General features: G+C 53.5%; 12 protein-coding genes. 6 read left to right on the forward strand and 6 right to left on the reverse strand.

The features are described from left to right. Window positions 1–244: 244 nt before the first annotated feature. Window positions 245–754, reverse strand: a complete 510-nt coding sequence (locus tag AC3WQH_RS24430) for a rhodanese-like domain-containing protein (protein WP_007786331.1) — start codon at window positions 752–754, stop codon at window positions 245–247. 137 nt (window positions 755–891) lie between these two features. On the opposite strand from AC3WQH_RS24430, the gene AC3WQH_RS24435 reads away from it, so the two are divergent. Both AC3WQH_RS24435 and AC3WQH_RS24440 read left to right on the forward strand, forming a co-directional pair. Further along, on the forward strand, window positions 892–1785 hold the full coding sequence (locus AC3WQH_RS24435) for a LysR family transcriptional regulator (protein ID WP_005835846.1): 894 nt from the start codon (window positions 892–894) through the stop codon (window positions 1783–1785). Between the two features lie 5 nt (window positions 1786–1790). Continuing rightward, window positions 1791–2624 carry an alpha/beta hydrolase family protein gene (locus tag AC3WQH_RS24440; protein ID WP_492332296.1) on the forward strand — a complete coding sequence of 278 codons (834 nt, stop codon included), beginning with the start codon at window positions 1791–1793 and terminating at the stop codon, window positions 2622–2624. Between the two features lie 5 nt (window positions 2625–2629). Here the strand turns inward: AC3WQH_RS24440 and AC3WQH_RS24445 are convergent, their stop codons facing one another. Beyond that, entirely contained in the window at window positions 2630–4453 is a 1824-nt protein-coding gene (locus AC3WQH_RS24445) for a sensor histidine kinase (protein ID WP_492332293.1), read from the reverse strand. 5 nt (window positions 4454–4458) lie between these two features. Beyond that, complete coding sequence (locus AC3WQH_RS24450) at window positions 4459–5469, reverse strand: BMP family ABC transporter substrate-binding protein (protein ID WP_025845865.1); 1011 nt, start codon at window positions 5467–5469, stop codon at window positions 4459–4461. Between the two features lie 200 nt (window positions 5470–5669). On the opposite strand from AC3WQH_RS24450, the gene AC3WQH_RS24455 reads away from it, so the two are divergent. Then, window positions 5670–5861, forward strand: a complete 192-nt coding sequence (locus AC3WQH_RS24455) for a hypothetical protein (protein WP_005835851.1) — start codon at window positions 5670–5672, stop codon at window positions 5859–5861. A gap of 120 nt (window positions 5862–5981) precedes the next feature. Then, a complete protein-coding gene (locus AC3WQH_RS24460) occupies window positions 5982–6335 on the forward strand; it encodes a response regulator (protein ID WP_005835853.1) in 354 nt (117 codons plus the stop codon). Window positions 6336–6400: 65 nt separating this feature from the next. On the opposite strand, the gene AC3WQH_RS24465 is transcribed toward AC3WQH_RS24460, so the two are convergent. Both AC3WQH_RS24465 and AC3WQH_RS24470 read right to left on the reverse strand, forming a co-directional pair. Beyond that, window positions 6401–7387 carry an ornithine cyclodeaminase family protein gene (locus AC3WQH_RS24465; RefSeq protein ID WP_007786343.1) on the reverse strand — a complete coding sequence of 329 codons (987 nt, stop codon included), beginning with the start codon at window positions 7385–7387 and terminating at the stop codon, window positions 6401–6403. Between the two features lie 17 nt (window positions 7388–7404). Further along, entirely contained in the window at window positions 7405–8706 is a 1302-nt protein-coding gene (locus AC3WQH_RS24470) for an MFS transporter (protein WP_221842927.1), read from the reverse strand. Between the two features lie 319 nt (window positions 8707–9025). Here AC3WQH_RS24470 and AC3WQH_RS24475 point away from each other — a divergent pair, with 319 nt between their 5' ends. Further along, window positions 9026–9580 (forward strand): helix-turn-helix domain-containing protein, encoded by a 555-nt coding sequence (locus AC3WQH_RS24475; protein WP_025845871.1) that lies wholly within the window; start codon window positions 9026–9028, stop codon window positions 9578–9580. A gap of 242 nt (window positions 9581–9822) precedes the next feature. Beyond that, complete coding sequence (locus AC3WQH_RS24480) at window positions 9823–10962, forward strand: WD40/YVTN/BNR-like repeat-containing protein (RefSeq protein ID WP_492332294.1); 1140 nt, start codon at window positions 9823–9825, stop codon at window positions 10960–10962. Between the two features lie 34 nt (window positions 10963–10996). Here AC3WQH_RS24480 and AC3WQH_RS24485 read toward each other — a convergent pair. Then, the coding region (locus tag AC3WQH_RS24485; RefSeq protein ID WP_492332295.1) for a hypothetical protein at window positions 10997–11205 on the reverse strand (209 nt) is incomplete at its 5' end.

Here is an 11205-nt window from a genome sequence, read left to right on the forward strand (position 1 = left end):
GAGTGTAAACCAGCCATATAAAAAAGTGAAAAACTACGCTAGAGGAAGATCAAGCACGTTTAATGGTGAAGAGCTATAAAATTGCATAAATAGAAAAAACAGGAAATGTAATACGAGAAAAAAGGAAATACGTAGCAGGATTTGTTTGGCAGGTTGGACCATTTGGCAGCGGTTAAGCCAAGTGATGCCCCTGGCATAAACAAACTCCGCTGCCACACCAAGACGGACGGGAAGAAGATGGCTGTTATCCTTCTACATGGATGACAGCCATCTCTTCTTGTTGCCCGTTTTTATTAACAACCTGATTAGACGAGCTTTCAGGCTTGGGAGCAGTCGCTAACGCCATCATGGGGCGTTCGTTCCACCCCCTTCCCCTCCCGCTGCCAATACTCCATCCCCCAAGCATCTCCTTGACGGCAAAGCCCAGTTCGGCAAGCTTGGCGCACGCTTTCGCTGCACCGTTGCAGGCCGGGCCCCAGCAGTAGACGACGAGCAGCTTGGAACGGTCCAGGAAAGCGGTCGTCTCTGCTGAGATCAGCGGGTGGGGCAGCGAAAAGGCGCCAGAAACGTGGCACTCTCGATACGCCTTTTCGCTGCGGGCGTCGAGAATGACAAAATCGGCTACGCCGTTTTGCAGGTCGTGCGCAACGTTGGACACATCTGTTTCCAGAGCGAGCTTGGCGAGAAAATGACGCTGCGCTTGCGCCAGGGGAGCGGCTGGGGTTTGCAATACGCTTGAGATTCGCATGGACATGTGACATCCTCCTTGGCTTGAGATGATCTCAACTTCAACTTCGACTTCAGCTTAGCATTGATCGAATCATCACCATTATCTATACTATTCCATAAACATCATCATCCATTTCTATAGATGAACAGGAGGGAGCCGCCATGGAGCTGGTGTATCTGCATACGTTTCGCGAGGTGGCCAGATGGGGCAGCTTTACCAGGGCGGCAGAGGAGCTTGGCTATGCGCAGCCGACGGTGACCGCCCAGATGCAAAAACTGGAGCAGTCGTACGGGGTGCCGCTGTTCGAGCGCTATGGGCGCAAACTGCGGCTGACCCAGGCTGGAGAAGCACTTTTGCCGTATGCGAGGGAAATGATTCGGCTATATGGGGAATCTAAGGAGGTCGTGAACCGCCAGGAGAGCGGTCCGCTGACGATTGGCACGATTGACACGCTGGCGGCTTTCTTTTTGCCGCCGTATTTGCAGAGCTTTCGCGAGCATTATCCCAAAGTGGATCTCGTGTTGCGCACGGCCGGCGAGGAAGCGATTTTGCAGCAGCTTCACGAAGGATATCTGGACCTCGGGATCATTTTTGATCGCCGCTGTACCGACAAAGAGCTTGTCGCCGAGACCATTGCCCAGGAGGAACTCGTGATCGTCATGCCTCCCGAGCATCGGCTGGCGGGCTTGCCTACGCTCACCGCCCGCGATCTGGAAAACGAATCGTTCATTCTCACCGAGGAAGGCTGCACGTACCGGGGCATGCTGATTGACGTGCTGAACGAAGAAGGCATTGCTCATCGGGTCGCGTGCCAGTTCAGCAACCCGGAAGCGATCAAGCAGTGCGTGCGCTGCGGGTTGGGAGTAGCGCTCTTGCCGTCCATGGCTGTGCGCAGAGAGCAGGCGGAGGGGGTGCTTGCTGCCGTGCCTTTTCAAAACGACAAGCCTCCGTTTTTCATCCAGTTGGTCTACCACCAAAAGAAGTGGCTGTCCCCGTCCATGCAGTTTCTGGTAGAAAAATGGACGTCCAAAAGAGCGAAGAGAGAGGAATCGTGAGCAAGATGCAGGTTGATTTATCGCCATTTGTTACTGCCGTGTGCGAAGAGTCGGTCGTGCCGAACGTCGCGCTCTACACGGTCAGCTACTACAGCGACGGCTTGCTGGTCAAGGCGGCTTTGGCTGTACCGGAGAGCTTTTTGAGCGACGGGACCAGACTCCCGGCGCTGCTCTACTGCCGTGGCGGGATCAGAGGGATTGGCCGGGTCAGACCGGAGCGGATCAGCCAGATGGCGGCCTTTGGCTACGTGATCCTCGCCCCGCATTATCGGGGGAATGAAGGCGGGGAGGGACGCGACGAGTTTGGCGGAGCCGATCGGCAGGACGTGTTTGCGGCGTACGAGCTGCTTGGCAAGCTGAACATCGTCGACGCCCGCCGGATCAGCGCGTACGGCTTTTCCCGGGGCGGGGTCATGGCGTTGTTTGCGGCGATGGAGTGCAAAGGCTTGCTGGCGACGGTCGTCTGGGGCGGCGTCAGCGACATGGCGCTCACGTACGAGGAGCGGGTGGACATGCGGAGAATGCTGCGCAGGCTGATCGGGCACCCGCGCAAGCAGGAGGAAGCTTACCGCTACCGAACCCCGCTGTATCGTGCGGCAGAGATTGCCTGTCCTGTGCTGATTATTCACGGGACAGAAGATGAGAACGTGAGCGTAGAGCACGCCCACAGACTGGCAGAGGCGCTGCGCCAGGCCGGTGTCCCCCACGAAAAATGGCTGGCGGAAGGGGCCAGCCATCTGTTTGTCGGAGACGAGATGGAGTTGTACACGCGCAAAATGTTCGCCTGGCTGGATGAACGCGGCCAGGAGCGGGCCGTTTCCGCGCAGGCTGCGACCTGATCGCCCTAGTCGTCCTTCGGCGTGAGCGGCAAAGTAATCGTAATCTCCGTCCCTTGTCCGGGCTTGCTTTTCACTTGCAGCTCGCCGCCGTGGTTTTCGACCATGCGGCGCGAGATCGGCAAGCCAAGTCCGGTTCCGTCTTCTTTCAGCGAGAAGAACGGGTCAAAAATCCGCACGAGATACTCCGGAGGAATCCCTTCTCCCGTATCTTTCACTTTTATATGCACCGCTTTTTCGTCCAGGTGGCTTTCGATCGCAAGAAGGCCGCCTTCTTTCATAGCCTCGATGCTGTTTTTCATCAGGTTCAGCAAAATTTGCTTGAGCTGCTCGACATCGACATGCAGGCGAATATTGGGCGCACAGCGGTCCACGATCTCGATGCCGTGCAGCATGGCCTCGGCGTTCATCAACGGGAGAATCGAGTGGATGACGCCCGCGAGATTGACCTCGCGATAGTCCGGCTTCGACGGCTTGGAGAGCATCAACAGCTCGGTGACGATCCGGTTGACGCGCTCGATTTCCTGCAAAATGAGCGGGAGATAGTAACGGTCCCGCTCCTGATCGGACAGGCGCTGCTCCAGCAACTGGATAAAGCCGTAGATGACCGTCAGCGGATTGCGGATTTCATGCGCGGCTCCGGCTGCCAATTGGCCGACCATTGCGAGTTTTTCCGACTGGTTCAAGTATTCTTGAATCTGCTCCTGTTCGGTAATATCGAGAAAAGCGACCATCCAGCCCGACTCCTGATCGTGCTGGTGATTGTGCAGCGGCACGTACGAGACAAGCGCGATAAAAGGCGTATCATCCTTCTTGTACAGCGTCATTTTGCGATTGACGAACCAGGGGGAGTCCTGACTGTCGGTTGAGGCGGCAAAAGAAGCATCCTTGCACATCGGGTAGCCTGCCTCATCGACCTTGACGAGATCGTTTGCCAGTTTGTTGACGTGAATGCCAGCTCCGGCATGGGGATGGGTAATGATCCCGACGGGCAGCGAGTTGAGGATTTGCTCCCGAATATTTTTTTCTTCCGTTAAAATTTGCCGTTGCATCGCGTCCTGGGCAAACAAGTTGGCGATGTTGCTCGACATCTTGTTGAATTCCTGGGCGAGCTCGCGGAATTCATCCTGGTGCGTGTACACAATTTGCTGCCCGAACGTCCCTTTGGACACTTCGTGAGCCTGCCGCATCAACGACTCGATGGGGCGAAGCAGTTCGTTGCGGAAGTAGAACGTGCAGAAAAAGCCGAACAAAATCGCCGCGACCGAAACGGTGTAGGTGAGAATGAGCGATACGCGAATGCTTTCGTTCGTGTGCTTAAACTCTTTGTTCGTCTTGTACTCCAGTTGGTTGAGCGAGAAGGACAAGTCTCGCTCCAACTGGTCGATCAAAGGCTGGACTTCCTGGCTGAGCACATAGCTGACCGCAGGCACGTTGTTTGCCTTGAGCAGCGGATTGATTTTGTTCAAAAAAAGAAAATCCAGCCTGGAAATCGATTCGATGATGGAGAACAAGCCGCTGTTTTCCTCTGTTTTCGTCAGCGAGGCAAAGCGGGCGGTGTCGATCAGATTGGTGTAATACTGGTCGAGATACGACTCGTCACGGGTCAAGGTGTACATGTTCAGGGCGTACGTCTTGGTGTAAATCTGGTTTTTGACCTCCAACAGTGCGCTCGTTTGCGGCAAGACGTTTTGCGTCAGGTGCACTTCATCGGAGGTTACCTTTGTCATCTGGTAGCTGAACAGGCTGGTGACACATCCGATCAAAAGCATCATGACGAGATAGCTGAGCATGATTTTTTTCTGAAATCCAAGATTGCTGAACAGGGACATGCAAATTAACCTCCAAATGAGCCACGGGAAGAAGTGAGACGCTGCAATTCCCGTTCAATATCTTCACGAATTTCCGGGGGCACCATCGGGCCGAACGGGCTGAAATGGTTCACGCCTTCGGCCAGGCCGTACACGACTTTGCCGCTCGGAAGCCGGCCTGCCATGTACTGCTCCAAAATAATCCGGTAGCACTGGCGCACGTCCTGCACCAGCGAGGCGAGAACGTAGTCCGGCGCAATGTAGCGCTGGTCCGCGATGTAGCCGATGGTGTACACCTTGGCCCGCTGCGCTTCGGTAATGACGGCGAGGTTGAAGCTGTCGCCGGTCGTGTAGATGACATCGACGCCGCGGGCGATCATCTCGCGTGTCTTCTGCACCGCATTTTCTATGTCATTAAAATCTGACACTTTTCCGATCACGACCTCCGTTTTCGGGGAAACCTTTTTTACCCCTTCGCGAAAGCCCTCGGCCTGGGCAAGTTCCGGCGGTTTGTCCACCAAAATATAGCCGACTTTGCGGGCGCGGGACATTTTCGCTGCGAGCATGCCGACGAGCTTGCCTGCGGGCTTCATGTCGTAGCGAATCGTCGTCTGGTTGGGATGCGGGGCTTCCCCGTTAAAAGAAACAAAGCGGGTATGCGGATATTGCAGCGCCACGCGGGTAAACGGTTCGGAAAAAATCACGCCATGTCCCAGGATGAGATCGTAGTCATTGGCGGCGTATTTTTGCGCCACGTTCATAATTTGCTCCGGCTTTAAATTGTTCGCGATTTCCAGGGAAAAGCCGAATCTTTTTTGCATTTCCGTGATGCTTTCCATCGCGCTGCTGTTCCAGCCCTGGTCGTAGGTAGGACCTTCCAGCAGCAAGGCCACACGCAATATGTCAGAAGAAGGCCCGCGTTCATTCATGACCTCTTCCAAATGCTTCATACTGGTGATGAACTGGCTGGTAATGAGCAGAAGCAGCCCGACAACCAAAGCGGTGAACAGGGCAAAAAAAGGCTTCAGCTTGAGCATGGATAAATTCTCCTCCAAAGGAAACAGGCGTAGATTCAAGTAATCGGCAAAGAAGTGCACTCCTATTATATCGGAAAAGTGCCGCGATGAAAAAAAGAGGAAATGATGGAGGCAGGTGGAGCTGCATGGAAAAAACGGATCAGGACACGCTAAGGAGGAAAAATACGCAGCAAAAGCGATAAAAAAGGGAGGCGTCTGTCATGGAAAAAGAGATCGTGGAAATCCCGCAAACCGATATACCGGATGAAGTGAGACAGGTCGATTTGCCGGAAATAGGCGAGACGACCCCGCACCCGAAGCCGGAGAGTCCGCTTGCTTCGGGCGCGGGCGAGCAGTCGGTTGGCGAGCGCGGTACAGGAGATGCTACAGGGCCAATCGGCTTTCTTCCATAGGGGAGTGTGCTGCAAACGTTTGTTTCGACAAAAGAAGTCATTTTCTCTCGTGGACAAGGCTTGCGATTTCTGCAAAAGTAATAGGTAGAATGCGAGCAAGATGTGAGGGGATAGGACACCATGGCCCGATTGCTGATTGTAGATGACGCAGCCTTCACGAGAAGGATGCTGACGGATATGCTAGGCGAGCAGCACGAAATTTGCGGAGAGGCGAGCAATGGCTTGGAAGCGATTGAAAAATACAAGGAATTGAAGCCGGACATCGTGACGATGGACATCACGATGCCGCACATGCACGGGATTGAAGCCATGCGCAAAATACTGGATTACGATCGGGATGCCAAGGTGTTGATTTGCTCGGCAGTCGGCCATCGACAAAAGGTGCTGGAGGCGATGAAGACGGGGGCGAGCGACTTCGTCATCAAGCCTTTTCAAAAAGAGCAAATTCTCGATGCGATTTCACGCTTGCTGTAAGCGAACAGGAAACAGCCGCCAAAGCGATGTGCTCTGGCGGCTGTTTGCGTGCAACTTTTGACGCGTTACAAGGAAACTTCCGTGCCGATTCCGGCGGCTTTGGCCCGTTCGTACACCGTCTTGGCTACCGCTGTATCGAGATAGGCGATTCCTACCGACTTGTACAACGTAATTTCCTCTTCGGTTTCCCTGCCCGGCTTTGCGCCGATCAAAATTTCGCCCAATTCCGCATGCAATTGCGCGAAGCTCCATTCGTTTTGCTCAATCGGAATGAGCAGATCGCCTGCCTCGTGCTCGGCGCCTTCCAGCGTGTCGACGACGACCTTGCTTTTTTGCACCGTGGCAGCGTCCACCTCGCGCATGTGCGGGAGAAACGCGCCAATGGCATTGATATGGGTGCCAGGGCGCAGGCTCGCGGCGGCAAACAGCGGCTCGGTCGCTTTGGTGCTGCAGATGACGATCTGTGCCTGCGCGACCGCTTCGTCGGCATTGTCCACGACCGTCAGCTCTCCTTGCCAATCCGGATAGAGCGCCCGCAGGCTCGCTTTCATTTCGTCCGCTTTTGCCCGAGTGCGGTTGTAGAGGAAAATGCGCCGCAGCGGGCGAACCTCCATGACCGCCTGAATCTGGCCGATGGACTGGGCCCCGCAGCCAAGCACTGCGCAAGTGTCGGCATCTTCTTTTGCCAAGTATTTGGTGGCGACGCCGCTGCTTGCCCCTGTGCGCATGACGGTCAAAAGGCTCGCGTCCATCATCGCGACATGCTGTCCGGTTTTGGCTTCGGTCAGCAGGATGACGCTCTGCAGCGACTTGATGTTGTGCTTGTGGTTCTCCGGGAAAATACTGATGACTTTCACCGCCACATAGTCGTCGCCAGCCAGGTAGGAAGGCATGTACAGGCTGGTGGCGCCGTACTTCGGATGGTCAATCGCGGTCCGCACAGGCGTGGTGACCTCTCCTTGCATATGGGCGCGAAAGACGTGCTCCACGTCCTCCAGGCAATCTTTCATCGTGTAGATTTGTTCAATATTTTCGCGGCTCAAGACCAACATGTTGCTCATCCTTTCCATCAGGATTTGTCAAAATCGAAATCCTTCGTTTCCTTCGTTGCGAAGATGGCAACGAGTGAGATCATTCCGCAAAGCACAATGTACAGGGCGACAGGAACCCACGAGTTAAAAGAGCTGAGCAGCGCAGTCGCGATCAGCGGCGCAGTGCCGCCAGCCAGGGCTGCACCGAGCTGATACCCCACAGTTACCCCAGTATAGCGCACATTCGTGCTGAAAATCTCGGAGAAAAGCGTACCGAGCACGGCCGTCACCGGAGCCCAGAGAATGCCCAGACCGATGACCGTGGCGACTGTCAGCCACAGCGCAGACTTCGTGGACAGCATGTAAAAGTAAGGGAAGGCAAAGAGCATCATCGCAATCGTACCGCCGATGTACAGCGGCTTCCGGCCGATTTTGTCCGAGAGCTTGCCCATGAACGGAATCGCAATCGTCGTGACCAGCGTGGCGATAGTGACGGCATTGAGCGCGGTAATCCGGTCGTACTCCAAGTAATTCGTCGCGTAGGCGATGACAAACGTGGAGAAAATGTAGAACGGCCCCGTCTCCACGACTTTTGCCCCGACCGCAATCAGCACGGACTTCCAATGGTAGCGGAACGTATCGACAATCGGCACCTTGGCGATGTTGCCACTGGCTTTCGCCGTCTGGAACGCCGGCGTTTCGTCAATGCCATTGCGAATCCACAATCCCACGAAAACGAGCGCAGCACTCAAAATGAACGGGACACGCCAGCCCCAGGACAAAAACTGTTCCTCGGGAAGCGCACTCATCAAGGAAATCGCCAAAGTGCCGAGCAGCATGCCAATCGTTACGCCCATTTGCGGGATGCTGCCGAAAAAGCCGCGACGGCCTTTGCCGGAATACTCAACCGCGAGCAAGAGCGCGCCGCCCCACTCCCCGCCGATCCCCAAGCCCTGGACCAGACGCATGAGCACGAGCAAGATCGGAGCCCAGACGCCGATGGAGTCGTAATCAGGCAGCAAGCCGATCAGCACGGTCGCGCTGCCCATGAGCGAGAGCGTCAGCACCAGCGTCTTCTTGCGGCCGATCTTGTCACCGATGTGGCTGAAAATGACCCCGCCAAGCGGACGGATGAAAAAAGGAAGACCAAACGACAAATAAGAGAGCAGTAAGCCTACAGTTGGATCGGTAGAAGGGAAAAACAGCTTGTTGAAGACGAGAGACGCCATCGTGCCATAAAGAAAAAAGTCGAACCATTCAATCGAGCTGCCAATCAGACTGGCGAACAGCGCCTTGTTTTGAACTTGCCTGGAAACTCCCGCTTGTGGTTGAAGTGCCATCAGTTTTCAGATCCTCCCTTGGTGTGTAGGATGATGTTAGTTGTAAAGTGGGTGCGTGGCGCAGCAGACCACCTGCCTTTCCGGATTTTTGCACAAGTAAGGAAAAGGGAAGCTGGCGACACCGAATTGAAGTGATACTTCAATTTATAGTTGAAGTGACACTTCAATTTTCGGGCGTAAAAAAAGCGAAAGCGCTTTTTGTCTGATAATAGTAAAGATTATAAAAGATAATAATATTTGCCGCAAGAGCGTTTTGCACCTTTTCTGCACACACGGTATGATAAACCTATCCTGCAAAATTCAATTCGAGGTAGAGCGGATGAAACCTACTATTGGCGTCTTGATTAAGTCGTTGCGGCTTGGCAAGAAAAAGACCCTGAAGCAAATATCGGAAAAAACCGAACTGTCGATAAGCTTTTTGTCCCAGGTGGAACGGGGGAAGTCCTCGATTACGCTGGAGTCGCTGAAAAAAATTTCGGAGGCGCTGGAGGTCAGCCCGAGCTATTTCTTTTCGGAGAAGCCCGCGAACAGGACTGACCGTGTGCGCCGGGGCGGCAACAAGCCGGCTGCGCCAAGCGACTTCCCGTTTGTGTATGAGGACTTGTCCGGCGATCTGGCGACTCGTCTGCTGGAGCCGATCCTCGTCACCTTACAGCCGCATGAGGACAACGGAACGCCTTTTGTGCACAAAGGACAGGAGTTCATCTACGTGCTGGAGGGCGTGCTGACGCTGCTTTTGGGCGAGGAGGAGCACGACTTGTACCCGGGAGACAGCATCCACATGGAGTCCTCCACGCCGCACAACTGGCTGAACCGCACCGGAGAGGTCGTCCGTTTTTTGTGCGTCAATTCGGTTGCGGAAAAAGAGCAGTAGAAAAATGGTCAACCTATGCGGCGATCGCTTCCCGGTATTGTGCAGGGGAGCGGTCGCCGAGTTTTTTGCGGGGACGTTCGTTGGGGGAGTCGATGTATTCGCCAATGGGTTTGCGTGCCGTGCGTGCCGCAGTTTTGCTGTCAGGTTTCTCAAGATAAAGCTGAACAGGGGAGTTCCTGGTCTGAATGGAGAATAGCGTCTGCGGACTTCAGGTGTTTTATACATGACAGGAGGTCGTACATTTGGCGAGCAAACTAAACAAGCTGATTTATATAGGAATCCTTTTATGCCTTTCCACATTAATCGCCTGCTCGGTTACTCCCCCAACAGAAAATGTCACGGAAGCAATTAGCCTTCCTAAAATCATAATGAACACGGAAAACATTGGGTGGTCGGTTGTTCAGGAGTCACTCTTACGGACAACGGACGGAGGCGTCCATTGGAAAGTAGCAAGTCCAACGGATGTAAAAGTTTCAGAAGGGCAGTATTTTATCTTGGACGATAAGCAAGCGTGGATTGCATCAGATCATGAATCAACGGTAACGATCCATCATACTAGGGATGGAGGAAAAACGTGGAAAACGATGGGGGAGATAAAAACCAAAGGAATTTTTCCGCGGATTTTCTTCACAGACGAGAAAAGCGGTTGGATGATGGTATCGATTAAAAGGGCCATGAATGCGGATTCTGTCCAAATTCTGCAAACGACAGATGGTGGTGCAAAATGGAGAACGGTTGCAGAATCGGAATCAACCGAAACAGGAAATGTCCCCGTAGAGGGAAATAAGACGGGCATTTCCTTCCGCGATAGGTCTACTGGCTGGATTCGTTCTGTCCAATTGGTGCAGGAATTACCCTGGCTTTCTCATACGAAAGACGGGGGACTTTCGTGGAAGAAGCAGTACCTCATTGTTCCCAAACTAGAGGAACCTGCCCCCTTTACTTTTGATTCGCCAAAGTTTTTCTCCGAGAAAGAAGGAATCCTCGTATTCCATAGTGAATGTGAGCGCCAACAGTGTACCTATTTCTTCCAAACAACAAATGGCGGAGATAGTTGGGTCCATCATACAGTATTAAAATACAACAACCCGAATTTTTACATGAATTACGATTTTGTATCCATCCATACTGGTTGGACTACGGACGGGGAAAACTTGTATCACACGAATGATTCTGCAATGAGTTGGAAAATGCTGGTCAAGAACAGAGAAGTCGACAAAACCGTTGCGGATAGCGACCGGATTGTCTCGATTGATTTTGTTACGGATCAAGTAGGATGGATCGTCATGTCCAGTCAAGTGGCGCCAAATCAATTATTCAAGACAACAGACGGCGGCCATACTTGGCAGATCGTCCACCCACGTCTCGTCGATCGTCATTAGATTGTTTTATGCGCAGTATCCGCATGGCTCATTGTTATGCGGCCCCCTCCAGTTGCTCCAAAACAAGGAAAAGGCATGCCTGAGTCTTGCCATGAGGGGAGATTATCAAGAGAGCAGCCATGCGCTGCTGCGCCGGAAAAAGTGCGTCCCTCTCCTGCTTTCTTGTATGAGCCTTTTGCAAAATTAGGTTTTCGTTTAAAAAATGAAGTTTAATGGTACGTAAAGTGGGAAATGCCACTTTTA

Source organism: Brevibacillus sp. FW301-21C12A (genome assembly GCF_058788915.1).

Coding starts and splice junctions, on each gene's coding strand:
- AC3WQH_RS24445 (WP_492332293.1), bottom strand. CDS start 4,453: ATGTCCCTGTTCAGCAATCTTGGATTTCAGAAAAAAATCATGCTCAGC.
- AC3WQH_RS24435 (WP_005835846.1), top strand. CDS start 892: ATGGAGCTGGTGTATCTGCATACGTTTCGCGAGGTGGCCAGATGGGGC.
- AC3WQH_RS24430 (WP_007786331.1), bottom strand. CDS start 754: ATGTCCATGCGAATCTCAAGCGTATTGCAAACCCCAGCCGCTCCCCTG.
- AC3WQH_RS24465 (WP_007786343.1), bottom strand. CDS start 7,387: ATGTTGGTCTTGAGCCGCGAAAATATTGAACAAATCTACACGATGAAA.
- AC3WQH_RS24470 (WP_221842927.1), bottom strand. CDS start 8,706: ATGGCACTTCAACCACAAGCGGGAGTTTCCAGGCAAGTTCAAAACAAG.
- AC3WQH_RS24460 (WP_005835853.1), top strand. CDS start 5,982: ATGGCCCGATTGCTGATTGTAGATGACGCAGCCTTCACGAGAAGGATG.
- AC3WQH_RS24475 (WP_025845871.1), top strand. CDS start 9,026: ATGAAACCTACTATTGGCGTCTTGATTAAGTCGTTGCGGCTTGGCAAG.
- AC3WQH_RS24455 (WP_005835851.1), top strand. CDS start 5,670: ATGGAAAAAGAGATCGTGGAAATCCCGCAAACCGATATACCGGATGAA.
- AC3WQH_RS24450 (WP_025845865.1), bottom strand. CDS start 5,469: ATGCTCAAGCTGAAGCCTTTTTTTGCCCTGTTCACCGCTTTGGTTGTC.
- AC3WQH_RS24440 (WP_492332296.1), top strand. CDS start 1,791: ATGCAGGTTGATTTATCGCCATTTGTTACTGCCGTGTGCGAAGAGTCG.